Source organism: Paraburkholderia sp. Ac-20347 (assembly GCF_017104805.1).
In the GTDB taxonomy this organism is placed as follows: domain Bacteria; phylum Pseudomonadota; class Gammaproteobacteria; order Burkholderiales; family Burkholderiaceae; genus Paraburkholderia; species Paraburkholderia tropica.
The window spans coordinates 1-17,565 of record NZ_JAAGPN010000104.1; the positions used below are offsets into that span (position 1 = coordinate 1).

Here is a 17,565-nt window from a genome sequence, read left to right on the forward strand (position 1 = left end):
TCGGCGATCTGAACCCCGACAACATTCTGCTCGCCGCCGACGAACGCGCGGCCTGTCTCACGGGCTTCGGCTGCGCGCAGCGTGTCGATGCCGACGTCGTGCATGAGGCGCTGCCGGGCTGGCGCGGCGCGATGGAGTACATGTCGCCGGAGCGCTGCGCGCGCGCCGACCGCGCGCCGGATGGCCGCGCGGACCTTTATTCGCTCGGCTGCCTCTTCTACGAAATGCTGACCGGCGTGCTGCCGCTCACGGGCGCGGACCGCATCGCGCTCGCGCATGCGCATCTCGCGAAGCCGCCGATCCGGCCATCGGCGTATGCGCTCGGGCTGCCGCGTCAGGTCGAGGCGATCGTCATGAAGCTGCTCGCGAAGAATCCCGACGAGCGCTATCAGTCGGCGACGGGCCTGCTCGCCGATCTCGCACGTTGCGCGCGAACCGCGACGGGCATTGAACCCGCCGAACCCGCGGATGCCGCCGCTAAGCGCCCCGCGAATCCCCCGGCCTTTCCGCTCGATCTGCACGCGACGGTGGCGGTCGTCCGCCGCGCGGGCGCGCTCTACGGACGACGCGCACAACTCGACGCGCTCGACGAGACCTTGCGCCGCGTGAGCGAAAGCGGCGGCGTGGAACTCGTGTTCGTGAGCGGCTATTCGGGCAGCGGCAAGTCGGCGCTGGTCGCGCAATGGGCCAACGCGACCGGCGCGGCGGCGATCGGCTTCGCGCGCGGCGTCTGCGAACAGCTCGATTCGACCTTGCCTTACGGCGCGCTGGCCCGCGCGCTCGAACGCCTGATCCATCCGATACTCGGTCAGGACGACGCCGGTTTCGCGGCCACGCGCGCGCGTCTCGCCGCGCGCCTGGGCGCACGCGCGAGCCTGCTCTATCCGCTGCTGCCCGACCTGAAGCTGATTCTCGGCGACCCGGCGCACGGCGACGACGCCGCGTTCAACGTGGACCGCGCGCTCTATCTGCGCACGCTCGCCGATCTGCTCAAGGGACTCGCACAGCCCGGGCGCAGCGTCGTGCTGTTCCTCGACGATCTGCAATGGGCGGACGAAGGCACGCTCACGGTGCTCGACCATCTGACGCGCGACGACGAACTGGCGCACGTCATGCTGATCGCGGCGTATCGCAGCAACGAAGTGGGCGCCGACCACGCGGTCGCGCGTCTGATCGGCGAGGCGCGCGGCCGTCATCAGGTGCTGGCGGTGGAGCCGCTCGATCGCGACGACGTGGTGCACCTGATCGGCGACACGCTCGGTTGCGAACTGGATGCCGCGCATCCGGTGATCGACCTGATCCGCGAAAAGACCGGCGGCAATCCGTTTTTCACGCTGCAATTCGCGGCCGAACTGTCGAGCGAAGGACTGATCGAGTTCGAGCAGAAAGGCACGCTGCGGCTGCGCGATGTCGACGGCATCCGCGCGAAGCTCTATTCGGACAATGTCGCCGACCTCATGCTGCTGCGTTTCGCGCGGCTGGGCGTGGCGGCGCGGCGCGCGCTGCAGGTGATGGCGTGTCTGGGCGCGGCCGTGAAGCTCGACGATCTCGCCGCCGCCGCGGGCCTGAGCGCGGACGCGGCGCTGGCGAGCCTGCATGAAGCGCTGCACGCGTCGCTGATCGACCGCGATGCGCAGGTGCTGCGTTTCGCGCACGATCGCATTCGCGAGGCCGCCTATGCGTCGATGAGCGACGCCGCGCGCCTGAGCACGCATCTCGACGCGGGCCGCCGCCTCGCGATGCGTCTGCGCGAGGACGCGCCCACCGACGAGCTGTTCGTGGTCGCCAACCAGATCAATCGCGGCGCGGCGCACATCGAGGACGCCGACGAACGCGCCCGCTTCGCGCGCCTCAATCTGCAGGCGGGCGAGCGCGCGAAGGCGGCGACCGCGTACACCTCGGCGCTCGTCTATTTCGAAACGGCCGCCGCGCTGATCGACGCCCACGCCGACGCCGAAATCGCGCAATGGACCGAGTTCTATCGCGCCGACGTCGAATGCCTGATCGGCACGCTCGCGCCCGCCGAGGCGCGTCTGAGCACGCTCGCGCGCAAGCCCATCGGCATGACGCTGCGCGCCGAACTCACGCGTTTGACGGCCAGTCTGCAAACGGCGCAGAGCCGCCAGACCCAGGCGCTCGCGACGGGGCTCGATTTTCTCGCGCGCCTCGGCGTGCGTATCGACGAACGGCCCGGCGACGAGGTGGTTCACGCGCTGCATGCGCAGTTGCGCGAGGTGCTCGGCGAGCGGCCCGTGGCGCAGCTCGCGACGCTCGGCTGGGTGGACGATCCGCTCTGGCGCGCGGCGCTCGACGTGCTCGCGGACCTGATTCCGCCCGCGCTGTTCATCGACGTCAATCTGCTCGACGTGATCCTGCTGAACATGGCGCTGCTGAGCGTGCGGCACGGTTTGTCCGATTCGGCGGCTTACGGTTTCGTCTGTCTGAATCTGGTGTTCGCGGAGCGTTACGGCGATCACCAGACCGGCTATGAATTCGCGCAACTGGCCGTCGATATCGTCGATCGCTGCAGGCAGTCGCGCTACAAGTCGCGCATCTACATGCGCTTCGGCAGCCTCGTGATTCCGTGGACGCGGCCCGCGCAGGACGGCATGCCCTATATCGAGCAGGCCACGAAGGTCGCGCGCGAAAGCGGCGATCTGGTGTTCGACGTCTCGGGCGCGCGCAACGTGACGAGCGTGCTGCTGCTGGCGGGCCGTCCGCTCGACGAGGTGCTCGTGCAGGCGCAGAACGGGCTGAACGTGGCGCGGCTGTCGAAGTTCTTTCTGTATTCGGGGATCTTCCGTGCGCAGATCGCGTTGATCGAGCATCTGCGCGATGGACGCGATCCGCGAGACACGCACGCCGCTGACGAAGAAGCGCAGCGCGATCTCGAACTCGTGAAGTCGAACGCGACGAGCGTGGGCTTCGCGTACTGGACCTGCAAGTTGCAGGCGAGCGTGATCGGCGGCGATCTGGCGGCGGCGCTCGAAGCGGAAGCGGCGGCGCAGCGCGCGATCGGCGCCTCGCGCATGTTCCTCGAATTGATCGAGTATCGCTTCTTCGGCGCGCTCGCGTGGGCCAAGGCGTGCACGCTCGCGACTGCGCCCGCCGAAGCGGCGGCGCATCGCGCGGCGCTCGACGCGCATCACGCGCAACTGGCCGAGTGGGCGCGCGTCGGGCCCGCGAATCTCACGGGCCGCGCCGCGCTGGTCGAAGCCGAAATCGCGCGCATCGATGGCCGCACGGCCGATGCGGAGCGGCTCTACAACAAGGCGATTCGCCACGCGCACGAACGGCGCATCCTGCACGTCGAGGCCGTCGCCTGCGAACTCGCGGCGGACTTTCATCGGCAACAGGGACTCGCCACGGTCGCCGACGCCTACCTGCGCGACGCCTCGCACGCGTACGCGTGGTGGGGCGCGAATGCGAAGGTGCGCTCGCTCACCGAGCGCGGCGCGAAGCCGGAAAGCGCTGCGGGCGCGCCCACGGCGAGCGCGGCTTATCCGGCGCAGCAACTGGATGTGGCGGCGGTGATCAAGGCGTCGAGCGCGCTGTCGAGCGAGATCGTGCTGAGCCGCCTGATCGAAACGCTGGTGCTCGTCACGCTCGAACACGCCGGCGCGCAACGCTGCGTGCTGGCGTTGCAGCACGCAGCGCCGCAGGGCGATGCATCGCGCGAGACGAGCTGGCAGATCCACGCCGAAGCCGTGACGCTCGCCGAACTCGCGGAAGTCAACGTCGTGCGGCGCGCGGTGTCGAGCGAGGATTTGCCGCTCACGGTTCTGCGCACGGTGATGCGCACGGGCCAGCCGCTCGCGCTCGGCGATGCGGCCGGCGACGGCGCCTATACGCGCGACGACTACGTGCGCCGCACGCGCGTGAAGTCGCTGCTGTGCATGCCGCTGCTGCGTCAGGGCGGACTGGTCGGCCTGCTGTTTCTGGAGAATCGCCTCAGCGAAAACGCCTTCACCGACGACAAGATCGCCGTGCTCTCGGTGCTCGGCGCACAGGCGGCGATCGCGCTCGAAAACGCGCGGCTTTATCACGACATGGTCGAGCAGAATCAGCGTATCGCGCACACAGAGGAAGCGTTGCGCAACGCGATGGCGGAACTGGCGCGCGTGACGCGGCTCACGACGATGGGCCAGTTCGTGGCGTCCATCGCGCACGAAATCAGCCAGCCGGTGAGCGCGATTCATTCGTCGGCGTCGGCGGGCGTGCATTGGCTCAATCGCGAGCCGGCCGCCGTCGAGGAAGCGCGCAAGCTGTTCGAACTCGTCGCGAACGAAAGCCAGCGCGCGTCGGACGTCATTCACGGCATGCGCGAACTCGCGCGCAACGTGCCGCCGCGCCTCACGGTGTTCGACTTGCGCGGCGCGGTGTCGGAAGCGCTGCTGCTCGCGGGCGCGGAAGTGGATCATCACGACGTGGAGGTGCGCAACCGCATCGCGCAGGGTTGCTTCGTGAAGGGCGACCGCATCCAGATCCAGCAGGTCGCGCTTAATCTGATCGTCAATGCGGTGGAGGCGATGGGCGGCGCCGCGTCGCCCGAGCGTCTGCTCGACCTGTCGAGCGCGATCGACGACGACGGCCGCGCGCGCGTCATGGTCGCCGATACGGGACCGGGACTCGACGCAACGGTCGCCCATTCGCTGTTCGAGCCGTTCGTGACGACCAAGGCGACGGGCATGGGACTCGGGCTGTCGATCTGCCGCTCGATCGTCGAGCGTCATGGCGGCACGCTCGATGTCGAACCGAATACGCCGTGCGGCACGCGCTTCGTGTTCTCGCTGGCCGCCGCGTTTGGGCCCGGCGACGTCGCGCACACGTGATCCGATGCGCGCTTTCATGGCGCGCTCATGCCTTGGTATAACGCGCAGCACGCCAACGTATACCGGCGGAAACCGATCGTGCAATGGACCGCGACGATGCTCAGCGGATAACGTGACGCTTGCGTGCTTATGCACGCGTTGGTCCGGCGCGATGCCGGCGTTGCCGAACAACGTAGCCCGAGGGAGCCACCGCGATGGACGTTTCCGCCATGCAATCCGATCCGTGGGCGCATACGCTCTCGGTGCTGTCGCGGCTCGCGTGCGCGCCCGGCGAGACGCCGCGCGCCGCGCGTACGCGCAAGACGGCGTTGCCGCGTCTTGCGGCGGCGCCTCACGCGCTGAGTGCGGTGGGTGCGCCGAGTGCGCGCTGTAGCGTCGCCGTGCGCATCGTGGAGCGCCCCACGCCCATGACCGTTTCGATCATCTGGATGGACCCCACGGCGTGCCGCTACGGCGAGCAGATCTGGCGCTGCACGAAGGCGCGGCGCAACGGCGTGTGCGTGCTGAGCGGCGAGTCGATCCGGCGCGGCGACGAAATCTATCGGCCGTTCGGACGGCGGCCAGCGCCCGCGAATGCGGAGTCGATGATGCTCGCGACGCGCGTGCGCCTCGCGCCGATCAACGAATTGCTGGCGGCCGTGGCGATCTGAGCCGCGCGGCGAAAACGACGCTTCACACCGGCGCGTTCAGCGCGGCTTCGACATGGGCCGCGAGTTCGTTGGCGTTGACGGGTTTGGTGAGGACGGCGTGCACGCCGACAGCTCGCGCGCGCGCCGCGAGATCGGCGGTGGGATAGGCGGTGATGAGCAGCAGCGGCGCGTGCATGCCGCTATCGCGCAGCAGCTGAAACATCTGCATGCCCGACATGCCCGGCATCTGCAGATCGGAAATCACGCACGCGGCGCGGTTCGCGCCGGCCCATTGCAGCAGTGCGTTGCCCGAGTCGAATGTGGCGACCTCGTAACCGAGGGAGCGCAGCAGGCTCGCGAGCGCGAGGCGAACCGATTGATCGTCGTCGACCACGCAGACTTGACGAGCGGTGGACACGATTTCTCTCCCTTACAGCAGTGCCGCGATGTTGCCGGCGATGCAGCCTGTTATCGATGCGAGCCCGTTGTGCAGTGTAAGGACTCGACATGTTTCGCGAAATCATACGCTTGTATAGCGACGTCACGCAGCACAGGCCTGCGCGAAGCGCATGTCGACCGCATGGAATAGGGCGCGCGCGCCAGGTGTTGTTCGCGGTGATCCCGTATGGCGCGCCAGGTTCGCGCCGCGACGGACCTTCCCGCAACCCGACTCTCACGATCATGCCCGCCCTGAACACGCCTCCGATTCCGTTCGCGCCATCGCGCGCGCTCGCACGCAGCGATCATCGAACGCTCGCGCTCGCCGCACTCGGCGGTGCGCTCGAGTTTTACGACTTCGTGATCTACGTATTTTTCGCGGCGATCATCGGTCAATTGTTTTTTCCGCCGACGATTCCCGACTGGCTGCGTCAATTGCAGACCTTCGGCATTTTCGCGGCCGGTTATCTCGCGCGTCCGCTCGGCGGCGTGATCATGGCGCATTTCGGCGACCGCGCCGGACGCAAGCGCATGTTCACGCTGAGCGTGATGCTGATGGCGCTGCCCACGTTGGCGATGGGCTTGCTGCCGACTTACGACGCCATCGGCATTGCCGCGCCGGTGTTGCTGCTGCTGTGCCGCGTGTTGCAGGGCGCGGCGGTCGGCGGCGAGGTGCCGGGCGCGTGGGTGTTCGTCGCCGAACACGTGCCGGCGCGCCACGTGGGCTATGCATGCGGCCTGCTCACGGGCGGGCTGACGCTCGGCATTCTGCTGGGTTCGCTGATTGCATCGGGCATCAGTCATCATTACTCGCATGCGGAAATCGCCGCGTACGCGTGGCGTATTCCGTTCGTGACCGGCGGGCTGTTCGGCATGCTGTCGGCGCGGTTGCGGCGCTGGCTCAGCGAAACGCCGGTGTTCGTCGATATGCAGGCGCGCCGGGCGCTCGCCGACGAAGCGCCGTTGAAAACGGTGTTGCGCGGCCACGGTCGCGCGGTGCTGATCTCGATGCTGCTCACGTGGACGCTGACCGCCGCCATCGTCGTCGTGATTCTCATGACGCCGACGCTCGTGGCGAAGCGCTTTCATATCGATCCGGCGCGCGCGCTGCAAGCGAATTCGGCGGCGACGTTCTGCCTGACGATCGGCTGCGTGATCGCGGGCTGGCTGGCGGGGCGCATTGGCGCGCGGCGCACGATCGGCGTGGGCTGTCTGCTGCTCGGCGCGGCGTATGCGGGCATGCTGCGCGGTGTGGCCGCCGATACGGCGTGGCTCGTGCCGCTGTATGCGGTGTCCGGTCTGTTCGTGGGCGCGGTGGCGGCGATTCCGGTGGCGATGGTGCAGGCGTTTCCGCCCGCCGTGCGTTTCTCCGGCATATCGTTCTCGTACAACGTGGCGTATGCGCTGTTTGGCGGCCTCACGCCGGTGTTCGTCGCGCTGATGCTCAAGTGGAGTCCGCAGGCGCCGGAGCTTTATGTGGGCGCGCTTTGCGTGGTCGGTGCGCTCGCGGCGCTGGGTTTGCGTCGTGCAAATTCAGATTTATGAATAGGCATCCGAATTAATTCAGGGCGGACGAATTCATCACGACGATCTTTACCGCGCTCGGAACGCTCAACCCGATCACACACAAGATGTCGCCTGGCCGACAAATGCCGGGCGCGTTCGCGCGCATGATAGCGCTTTCGAACCTCGATCAAGGAGCGACCGTGACCTCGTCCAATGCCAGCCTCAAGCACGACATTTCCCCCGCCGAGTGGGACGCGCGCGTCAATCTCGCGGCGGCTTACCGGCTCACCGCGCTGTTCGGTTGGGACGACCTGGTGTTTACCCATATCTCCGCGCGCGTGCCCGGCCCCGAGCACCATTTCCTGATCAACCCGTACGGCATGATGTTCGACGAGATCACGGCGTCGTCGCTCGTGAAGATCGATCTCGACGGACGCAAGGTCAGCGACTCGCCCTACGACATCAATCCGGCCGGATTCACGATTCACAGCGCCATTCATCAGGCGCGCGAGGACGCGCTGTGCGTCATGCATACGCATTCGGTCAATGGCGTGGCCGTGTCGGCGCAAGAGGCGGGGCTGCTGCCGCTCTCGCAGCAGTCGCTGGGCGTGCTGGCTTCGCTCGGCTATCACGACTACGAGGGCATCGCGCTCAACGAAGCCGAAAAGCCGCGCCTCGTCAGCGACCTCGGCAACAAGACCTACCTCATGCTGCGCAATCACGGCTTGCTGACCGTCGGCGCGACGGCGGCGGACGCCTTCGTGGCGATGTATTTCTTCGAAGCGTCCTGCATGATCCAGGTGCGCGCGCAGTCGGGCGGCGGCAAGCTCACGTGCATCGGCCAGCCGATTCTCGACGGCATCAAGCAGCAGATCGCGCAGGTCACGCGCGGCATGTCGCCGGGCGCGCTCGTGTGGCCCGGTTTGCTGCGCCGCCTCGACCGGCTCAACCCCGGTTACGCGCAATGAGCGCGCAGCACCGGGAATAACGCGCGCGCCGAAACGTTATTCCTCGGGCGGGACCTTTCGACACACGAGTCACGGCATGGCAAATATATTCATCTACGGGGCGGGATCGGTCGGCTGCTACCTCGGCGGTCGGCTGCTGGCGGCGGGCAGCGACGTCACTTTCATCGGGCGCGCGCGGATCGCCGACGCCTTGCGCGCCGAAGGGCTCACGCTCTCGCGTTACGACGCGCGCCGCTGGCAGGTGCCGCCCGAACGCGTGGACGTCGCGACGCACGCGGCGCGCGCCATCGCCGCCGATCTCGTGCTGGTCACCGTGAAGTCGGCCGCGACGCCTGCTGCCGCGGCGGAACTCGCGGGCGTACTGCGTCCCGGCGCGGTCGTCGTGAGCTTTCAGAACGGCGTCGGCAACGCGGACGTGCTGCGCGCCGCGCTGCCGCATCAGACGGTGCTCGAAGGCATGGTGCCGTTCAACGTCGTCGAGCGCGGACCGGGCGCGTTTCATCAGGGATCGGCGGGCGAGCTGGTGATCCGTCACGCGCCTGCCATGCAGCCTTTCGTCGATGCGTTCAGGCAGGCGGAACTGCCGCTCGTCGAGCACGCCGACATGCTGCCGGTCCAATGGGCCAAGCTGCTGCTCAATCTGAACAACGCGATCAACGCGCTGGCGAACCGGCCGCTCAAGGAAGAACTGTCGCAGCGCGCGTACCGCTTGTGTCTCGCGATGGCGCAGAAAGAAGCGCTCGCGCTGCTCGGGCTGGCGGGCATCCGGCCCGCGAAGGTGACGCCGCTGCCCGCGACGTGGATTCCGCGTCTGCTCGCGGTGTCCGATGCGTGGTTCGAACGCCTCGGCCGCGCGATGCTGACGATCGATCCGCATGCGCGCTCGTCGATGTCCGACGATCTGGCGGCGGGCCGCAGCACCGAAATCGACTGGATCAACGGCGAAGTGGTGCGCCTCGCGGGGCATCTGGGCCGCAAGGCGCCGGTGAACGGGCGGCTGGTCGAACTCGTGCGTGAAGCCGAGCGTAGCGCAGCGCGGCCTTCGTGGACCGGCGACGCGCTGCTGGCGCAGTTGCGCGCGGCGCGGCCCGCATAAAAAAAGCCGCGAAAGCGCTCACGCCCTCGCGGCTTCGTGCGTGCACGCGCGCGGCTTAGTCCTTCACGCCCACGGTTTGCAGCGGCTTCCACTCGCCGCCCACGACCTTGTAGACCGTCACGCCGCCGTACTTCAGGTCGCCGTACTGGTCATACGAGAGTTCGCTGGTCGTCACGCCCTTCATGTTGGTCGCTTTCAGCGCGCTCAGGAACACGTGCGGATCGGTCGAATCGGCCTTCTTCATCGCGTTGAACACGGCCATCGTGCCGTCGTAGGCATACGGCGCGTACAGCTCGACCGGCTGGCTGAAACGCTTCTGATAGTGATCGGCGAACGCCTTGCCGCCCGGCATCTGCGCGAGCGGGCTGCCTTCCGACGCGGCCAGCGTGCCGTCCGACGCGTCGCCCGCCACCTTGATGAGGTTGGCCGACTGCACCATGTCCGGGCCGATCAGCGGCGCCTTGATGGCCAGCGAGCGCATCTGTTTGAGCATCGGCGCGGCCTGCGTGTCGGCGCCGCCGTAGAACACGGCATCGACGTTGGCGGCTTTGATCTTGGTGAGAATCGCGCGGAAATCCACGGCCTTGTCGCTCGTGTATTCCTGATCGACGATGGTCGCGCCCGCCGCCTTCGCGGCCTTGCTGAACTCCTCGGCGACGCCCTGGCCGTAAGCCGTGCGGTCGTCGACGATGGCCAGACGCTTGAACTTGAGGCCCTTCACCGCGTAGTCGCCGAGCACGCTGCCGAGCTGCGTGTCCGAGGTCAGCAGGCGGAAGGTGGTCGGCAGGCCGAGGCGCGTGTAGGTCGGCGCGGTGGCCATGGCGATTTCCGGAATGCCGGCCTTCGCGTAGATCGGCGCGGCCGGAATGCTGGTGCCCGAGTTGTAGTGGCCGATCACGGCGACCACGCCGTCGTCGACGAGCTTCTGCGCGACGGTCGTGCCGGTGCGCGGATCGGCCTGGTCGTCCTGGGCGTCGAGCACGAAATGCACCGGCTTGCCGCCGATGACCGGATTGGCGGCGTTCATGTCGTCGATGGCGAGCTGCACGCCGCTCTTGAAGTCGGCGCCATAGTGGGCCTGGCCGCCGGTCAGCGGCGCGGCGAAACCGATCTTGACCTCGACGGGCGCGGCTGCGAAAACGCAGGGCGCGATGCTCAGGGTTGCGCCCAGAACGCATGCGGCGGAAACGAACGACTTCTGCATTTTCATTGTTGTTGGACTCCTCGATGGTGGATCGTGCGGGAACCTGCACCCTTGACGGTCTTGCAGGCGCGTGCCCCTCGCATTGCGGCATTGCGCTGGTCGGCTGCGAGCAATATAGAAGTCCAAAAGTGGTCGAGTCTTGCAGGAATTAAACAGCTTCGATGCAGAAATCGGCATAGCGGCGCAATTCGGCCCGGGGCTGTCGTAATTCGCCGGGCATGCCAATTATCAGAAACACTGATAAGTCGGAACATTTTTGGCAGGCTGATTGCCGCCAGGTGCGCGATGTGGAAGGCAGTGATCTGGCGTTGGTCTGGCGCTGGTCTGGTTTACCCCATCATGGCGACGATTGCTTTCGTTCCGCATTCGGGAACATTGTCGGGCGACCGGAAGCGCACAGTCGAGGTGAGTTCGCGCAGCGGTCAATTTTTATCGAGCAAAGCCTCAAGGCGTACCTGTCCGAAGCGAATAGCGGCCGATAGCATAAGGACGACTTTCGGAAGCAATTTATCGTTCAGGATAACCACGCGCCATGAAGCTGCCTCTCTACCAAATCGATGCGTTTACCAGCGAAATCTTCAAAGGCAATTACGCAGCGGTCGTATTGCTGGAACGCTGGCTTTCCGTTTCGTTGATGCAAGCGGTGGCGACGGAAAATAACCTGTCCGAAACGGCTTTCGTCGCGCCCGATGCGAATGGCCGATTCGCCATTCGCTGGTTTTCGCCGATCACCGAAATTGCCTTTTGCGGACACGCAACGCTGGCAAGCGCATTCGTGTTGTTCAAACGTTTTCCCGAACGCGAGCAGATTGAATTTCACGCCGATGCGGTGGGCGCATTTAGCGTTCGACGCGGCGCGGATGGCATGATCGAAATGGATTTTCCTGAGCGCGAAATCGAGCCGGTCAACGAATTGCCGGATGAACTGGCGCGCGGTTTGTCGATTCGTCCGCAAGAAGTTTTTGTTTGTCAGCAGGCCTATATTGCCGTGTATGAAAACGAGGCGCAGGTGCGTGCCGTCGTGCCCGATCTCGCCTTGATCGCGCGCCTCGGACCGCGCGATGTGGTGGTGACGGCGCCGGGCGATCGCGTCGATTTCGCGTCGCGCTATTTCTGGCCCGCAAATGGCGGCGATGAAGATCCCGTGACCGGATCGATTCATACCGCGCTCACGCCGCTGTGGGCGAAACGGCTCGGTAAAACGCAGTTGCTCGCGTTGCAGGCTTCGCGGCGCAGCGGGCTGCTGCATTGCAGGCTCGATGCGGGCCGCGTGCGGATCGCCGGTCAGGCCGTGCAGTATCTGGAAGGGGTGATTGAGGTGCCGGAATGAGGAAGGACGTGATCAATCAGACCGATGGATAGGGATTAGCGTGCACGTTTGTGCACGTTTACATTCTCGTTTATGCACGATATGATAGGGCATGACCGATGATATTCCGCTTGCCCGCCGCGAACTGATCGCCAGCCGTCTCACCGCCGGCGAGTCCGTCGTGGCCGTTGCACTCGCTGCCGAATTCGGCGTGTCCGAAGACGCGATCCGCCGCGACCTGCGCGCGCTTGCCGCCGAAGGGCGCTGCCGCCGCGTCTACGGCGGCGCGCTGCCCGTCTCGCCGGCGTCCGCGCCCATGTCCGCGCGCATGGACGCCGCGCGCGAACGCAAGGCCGCGCTCGCGCGCGCCGCCGTCGCGCAGATCGAACGCGGCGAATTGCTGTTTCTCGACAGCGGCAGCACGCACCTCGCGCTCGCCGACGCGCTGCCCGAAGACCACGATCTCACCGTCGCCACCAATTCCATCGACGTCGCCGCCGCGCTGCTGCGGCGCGCCGACATCGCGCTCATCATGGTGGGCGGCGCGGTGGACCCGGTGGTGGGCGGCAGCGTCGATGCCGCGGCGCTCGCCAGCATCGCGAACATGAATATCGACCGCTGTTTTCTGGGCGCGTGCGCCGTCGCGCCGCAAGACGGCGTGAGCGCGTTCGAATTCGCGGATGCCGGCTTCAAGCGCGCGCTGCTCGCGCGCAGCCGCCGCGTCGCCATCTTGAGCACGACCGACAAACTCGGCGCGAGCGCCGCGCACCGCGTGGCGTCGATCGACGACATCGCGAGCGTGATCGTCGAGCACGACGCACCGGCTGCGCACATCAAGGCGCTCACGAAAGCGGGCACGGTTGTCATCAAGGCCGAACGTCCCGACGTGCGCTGAAGCGTCTGCCGCTTTCCCGCCACTCAACCTCATCGCACGGAGCCGAACCCGATGGATTTCGCCGATCGTCCCGCCACGCGTCTCGCGACGCGTCTGGCTTTTCTCGTCGCCGGTTTCGGCATTGCGTGCTGGGCGCCGCTGGTGCCGTTCGCGAAGCATCGGCTCGACGTGGACGACGGTCTGCTCGGCATGCTGCTGCTGTGCATCGGCCTCGGCTCGGTCGCGGCGATGATGGTCACCGGCGCGCTGAGTGCGCGTTATGGCAGCAAGCCGATCATCGTGGCGAGCGGCATCGGGCTCGCGATCGTCCTGCCGCTGCTGACGATCGCGGCCACGCCGCTTGCGCTCGGCATCACGCTGCTGGCGTTCGGCGCGGCGCTCGGTTCGCTCGACGTCGCCATGAACGTGCATGCCGTCGAGGTCGAACGCGCGGCGCAACGTCCGCTGATGTCGGGCTTTCACGCGCTGTTCAGCGTGGGCGGCTTCGCGGGATCGACGTTCATGACCTTCCTGCTTTCGATGCAGGTGGGCGCGCTCGAAAGCACGCTGCTGTGCTCGGTGCTGATGCTGGCGGCGATGCTCGTGGCGCGTCCGCGTCTGCTGCGCGCGAAGCAGACGGGCGGTGGTCCATTGTTCGTCACGCCGCGCGGCATCGTGCTGCTGATCGCGGCGCTCACGGGCATCACGTTTCTCGCCGAAGGCGCGTTGCTCGACTGGAGCGCGCTGCTCATCACGGGCAAAGGGCTCGTGAGCGCCGCGCAGGGCGGCCTCGGCTACATGCTGTTCGCAATCGCGATGACGGCGGGCCGCCTGACCGGCGACGCCGTGACCGCACGCATCGGCGACCGCGCGACGCTGATCTGGGGCGGCGCGGTGGCGGTGGCGGGCTTCGCGGTCGTGCTGCTCTCGCCGCTCGCGACGCTGGCGCTGGCGGGCTTTCTGCTGATCGGCCTCGGCGCGGCGAACATCGTGCCGGTGCTGTTCCGGCGCGCGGGTTCGCAAAAGGCGATGCCCGCCGCCATGGCGATCGCCGCGATCACGACGACGGGTTATGCGGGGATTCTGGTGGGGCCGGCGGGGGTGGGCTTTGTCGCGAAGGCGGTGGGGCTGGAGACGGCGTTCTGGGTGTTGCTGGGGTTGCTGTGCATCGTGCCATGCTGCGCGACGTTGGTGACGGCGACTTCTGCTAAGGAGTGAGACGCGCCGCGTGGGCGGCGCGTGGTGCTCAATTTGCCGGTGTGGGTGTGGACGAGCGCGTGAGGCAGTCGCATGGGTGCGGCGCGGGACGCGGATGCGGGTGGGGATTCAGCTTCGGCTTCGGCTGGGGTGTCGGTGTCGGCACGGGTGCAGGCCGTTTGATGGCATCGACGTAGTGCGAGTAGCCGTGGAGGTAGGTGCGTGCGCCATCCGGCGTGAATCCGATCAGTTGATCCTTGGGGACGCTGAGGTACACGCAGGTCAGACGCGCGGGATCGAGGTGCGTCGGGTACCGCAAGCGCTCCATCAGCAGCGAATCACAGCCTGGGTCCCGCTGTTGCTGCTGGGGAACGCCGTGACAGAGCGTCAGTTCACGCAGACGGATTTCGCCGTGTGCATCGCTTGACGGCAATTGCCGGGACGCGCTGCTTTCGAGGCCACAGATCTGCGTGTCGTCCACCATCAGTTCCATGAGCACGGAATTGCCGAGGCGGTTCAGGATGTTCACGTTGGTGACCGTGATGCTCTCGTCTTTCTTCGCTTCACAATCCACGCCATAGGGGCGCAGTGTCGCGCATTGCTGCGATGAGAGTGTGACGCTCGATGCGTAGATATTCCCGAGTCCCAGCATGCGTACGACCATCTGCGGATAGAACGTAGGGTTTTGCATCAGCAAAGGCACGAAGGCCACGCAGAAAAACAGCGCGCCGACCATGGTCAGTAAGCGCACCGTCGTCCGGTGTGCCGCGAAACTCAGCCAGTTCAACATGGCGAGCATGACGCAGCCCGCGACCGCCACGTATGTTTGCAGTTCCGTCTTGCCGTTGATGACGATCGCCCAGAGAAACAGCACCGGCAACACCATTGCGAATCCAAAGAGGGCAGTGGTGAATATTTTCGCGTTGCGCAAACGCATTTCCTGGTCTGACACCAGCTTCTGGAACAGTGCTTTGATTGCCTTGAACCAACGCGCCAGGATGACGATTGCGATTGCGACGATTGCGATCGCCGCCACCCAATACAGGGGATTGAATGAAGACAGGCGATGAATGGCCAGGGCGAGCCAGTCGCCGCTTGACGGATCACGCGCGGCGGCGCGTGCCGTTGCAGCAACTGGCTGCGCGGTTACGGGCGGGACGGGGCTGGGTACATAGATTCGCCAACCGAGCCAGATGCTCCATGTGAGCAACATTGTCGCGCCCAATGCGAACTTCGGCCACGGGTGTTGCTGCTTGCGCTGCCGTTTACGCCAGTCCGCCAGCGTGAGCGCAATCGCGCAGAGAAGCGAAGCGGCGTAGAAGGTCCAATTGACGAATAACGCGCGTCCTACAGCATGCCAATCGACCACGACCGGGACAATGACACCAGACCATACGATGGAACAGATCACGGTTGCGCCGATGATGAATCGGCCCTTCATCAGGTAGTCCACGATGCCGGTCTGCTCGATCTGCTCGACAACCTTGGCCGGATTGGGCGCGCTCCAGTAACTGGCGAGCGGATAGAACGAGCGCACGCTCCAGCGCGCGGCAAAGCCCGCAGCCACCAGATAGACCGCGAGCAAAACGCCCACGAACACTTCGGTGATGAACGTCGCGATTAGCGCGCCGGTCAGGTCCGTTAGCGAGAAATCCGGCAACTGGTCGATGTGTAGTGCATAGGCCAGCAACGGAATGCCGCCCAGCGTGAGAATGCTGACGGAGGCGACAAAGGTGGGATTCGCCTTGGCGAATTCGCCAAGCCATGTGAGCAGTTTTTGCGGTGTCATCGTGCCTGCGAAAATCGATGGTGCGAAGAATGTCCCTGAAGCAGGACAGCCAATGAAGTAACGGCTGAAATCTCCAAACCTTGACCCCGGCATTCACATGCCACAGGACTGCGCGCGCATAAAAAAACGGCGCCGCCCCACCCGGGCAAGCGCCGCAAACACGCATAAAACACGCAAGAAAATCGCCGCGGCCAAACCGCCCGATTACCTCGCAGCGGCCACCGTGTGCCGCAATTCCTGATAGCTGCGCAGACCCGCGAGTCCCAGTTCGCGCCCGATGCCGCTCAGGCCCATGCCGCCCCAGCACACCTGCGGAAAGATCAATTGCGGCGTGTTGATCCAGACGAGTCCCGCGCGCAGTTCCGCCTTGTAGCGGCGTTGCGCCTCGGCGTCCTGCGTCACGACCGTCGCCACGAGCCCATAGCGCGTATCGTTGGCCAGCGCGATGGCTTCGTCGTCGGTGCGGAACGACTTCACGCACGCGACCGGCCCGAACACTTCATCGGTCCACAACACGTTGTCGGCATCCGGCTCGGCCACTACCACGGGCGCCATGAAGAAGCCCGCGCCGCGCGCGCTGTCCGCATTGCCGCTGAAGGCGACCTGCGCGCCCGCCGCCACGCCCTGTTCAACGAGCGCCTGCACACGCGCGCGTTGCGCCTGCGAAATCAGCGGCCCCATCGAAACCTGCTCGACATCCGGCGCGCCCACATTGACCGCACGCACCGCCGTCTCGAACGCGGCCATGAATTTACGGTAGACGTCGTCCTGCACGAGAATGCGCGCCGTCGCCGAGCACATTTGTCCGGCGTTCGCGAACGCGCCGCTCACCGCGAGCGAGACCGCGTGATCGATGTCCGCATCGGCGCGCACGATCAGCGCCGATTTGCCGCCCAGTTCGAGCGTCACGCGCTTCATGTCCAGCGCGGCCGTCTGCATCACCTTGCGGCCCACGGCGGTGCTGCCCGTAAATGAAATCTTGTCGACGAGCGGATGCGCCGTGAGCTGCGCGCCCACTTCGCCGCCGCCGTTGACGAGATTGACCACGCCATCGGGCACCCCCGCTTCGCTGACGATCTGCGCCAGCAGATGCTCGACCGGCGAGGTCAGCTCGGACGGTTTCAGCACCACGGTGCAGCCCGCCGCGAGCGCGGGCGCGAGCTTCCACGCGGTCGTCACCATCGGGAAATTCCACGGCACGATCAGCGCGGCCACGCCGACCGCTTCGTAGTAGCGCTCGCCCGTGACGGTCTCGTCGGGCAGCGCGATCGTCTCGGGCGCGAACGCGCCGGTTTCCGCGCACAGGTCGCCGTAATACGTGAAGGTCGCGATGGCGTCGCTCACGTCGAGATCGGCTTCGAACGGCGGCTTGCCGCTCACCTGCATCTGCATCGCGGCGAGGCGCGCGCGGTCCGCTTCGATCAGTTCGGCGATCTTGCGCAGCAGCTTGCCGCGCGCGGCGGGCGGGGTCGCGCGCCACGCGCCGAGTGCGCCATGCGCGGCGCGCACGGCGGCGTCGATCTGCGCGGCGCTCGCCGGTTCCTGCCAGCCGATCGTTTCGCCGGTCGAGGCGTTGTGGATGGCGGTGGCGTGTTTGGCGTCGTCGGCGTGCATCGTTGCGCCCGCAACGAGCGCGGCGGGCAGCACGAACGGGCCGTCGTCGCGGCGAAGAGGAGTGACGGTGGTCATGATGAGGGTCCGTTGAAAATCGAGCCGGAGTTGG

12 protein-coding genes are annotated in these 17,565 nt (G+C 66.3%); 8 read left to right on the plus strand and 4 right to left on the minus strand.

What is annotated here, in order from left to right; all coding sequences use genetic code 11:
- Positions 1-4,832 (plus strand): trifunctional serine/threonine-protein kinase/ATP-binding protein/sensor histidine kinase (locus G3N97_RS20045; protein WP_205994774.1); only part of this gene is annotated, 4,832 nt, incomplete at its 5' end.
- A gap of 194 nt (positions 4,833-5,026) precedes the next feature.
- Positions 5,027-5,482, plus strand: coding sequence for a DUF3331 domain-containing protein (locus G3N97_RS20050; protein WP_205994775.1), 456 nt, complete (start codon positions 5,027-5,029; stop codon positions 5,480-5,482).
- Positions 5,483-5,504: 22 nt separating this feature from the next.
- Here the strand turns inward: G3N97_RS20050 and G3N97_RS20055 are convergent, their stop codons facing one another.
- A complete protein-coding gene (locus G3N97_RS20055) occupies positions 5,505-5,879 on the minus strand; it encodes a response regulator (protein ID WP_205994776.1) in 375 nt (124 codons plus the stop codon).
- Between the two features lie 263 nt (positions 5,880-6,142).
- Between G3N97_RS20055 and G3N97_RS20060 the strand changes: the two genes are divergently transcribed.
- The 3 genes from G3N97_RS20060 (at position 6,143) to G3N97_RS20070 (ending at position 9,469) form a co-directional block, all read left to right on the plus strand.
- Positions 6,143-7,444 (plus strand): MFS transporter, encoded by a 1,302-nt coding sequence (locus tag G3N97_RS20060; protein ID WP_205994777.1) that lies wholly within the window; start codon positions 6,143-6,145, stop codon positions 7,442-7,444.
- Positions 7,445-7,605: 161 nt separating this feature from the next.
- Positions 7,606-8,373: a class II aldolase/adducin family protein gene (locus G3N97_RS20065; RefSeq protein ID WP_176081786.1), complete on the plus strand. Its 768-nt coding sequence runs from the start codon at positions 7,606-7,608 to the stop codon at positions 8,371-8,373.
- A 76-nt stretch (positions 8,374-8,449) separates the two neighbouring features.
- On the plus strand, positions 8,450-9,469 hold the full coding sequence (locus tag G3N97_RS20070; protein WP_205994778.1) for a 2-dehydropantoate 2-reductase: 1,020 nt from the start codon (positions 8,450-8,452) through the stop codon (positions 9,467-9,469).
- A gap of 55 nt (positions 9,470-9,524) precedes the next feature.
- On the opposite strand, the gene G3N97_RS20075 is transcribed toward G3N97_RS20070, so the two are convergent.
- Positions 9,525-10,679 (minus strand): branched-chain amino acid ABC transporter substrate-binding protein, encoded by a 1,155-nt coding sequence (locus G3N97_RS20075; protein WP_205994779.1) that lies wholly within the window; start codon positions 10,677-10,679, stop codon positions 9,525-9,527.
- A gap of 526 nt (positions 10,680-11,205) precedes the next feature.
- Between G3N97_RS20075 and G3N97_RS20080 the strand changes: the two genes are divergently transcribed.
- The 3 genes from G3N97_RS20080 (at position 11,206) to G3N97_RS20090 (ending at position 14,074) form a co-directional block, all read left to right on the plus strand.
- On the plus strand, positions 11,206-12,003 hold the full coding sequence (locus G3N97_RS20080) for a PhzF family phenazine biosynthesis protein (protein WP_205994780.1): 798 nt from the start codon (positions 11,206-11,208) through the stop codon (positions 12,001-12,003).
- A 91-nt stretch (positions 12,004-12,094) separates the two neighbouring features.
- The gene (locus G3N97_RS20085; RefSeq protein WP_205994781.1) at positions 12,095-12,877 is read left to right on the plus strand and encodes a DeoR/GlpR family DNA-binding transcription regulator; all 783 of its coding nucleotides are present in this window, start codon (positions 12,095-12,097) and stop codon (positions 12,875-12,877) included.
- Between the two features lie 51 nt (positions 12,878-12,928).
- On the plus strand, positions 12,929-14,074 hold the full coding sequence (locus G3N97_RS20090) for an MFS transporter (protein ID WP_205994782.1): 1,146 nt from the start codon (positions 12,929-12,931) through the stop codon (positions 14,072-14,074).
- A 28-nt stretch (positions 14,075-14,102) separates the two neighbouring features.
- On the opposite strand, the gene G3N97_RS20095 is transcribed toward G3N97_RS20090, so the two are convergent.
- Positions 14,103-15,842, minus strand: coding sequence for a hypothetical protein (locus tag G3N97_RS20095; RefSeq protein ID WP_205994783.1), 1,740 nt, complete (start codon positions 15,840-15,842; stop codon positions 14,103-14,105).
- 204 nt (positions 15,843-16,046) lie between these two features.
- A complete protein-coding gene (locus G3N97_RS20100; protein WP_241030694.1) occupies positions 16,047-17,456 on the minus strand; it encodes an aldehyde dehydrogenase family protein in 1,410 nt (469 codons plus the stop codon).
- Between the last annotated feature and the right edge of the window lie 109 nt (positions 17,457-17,565).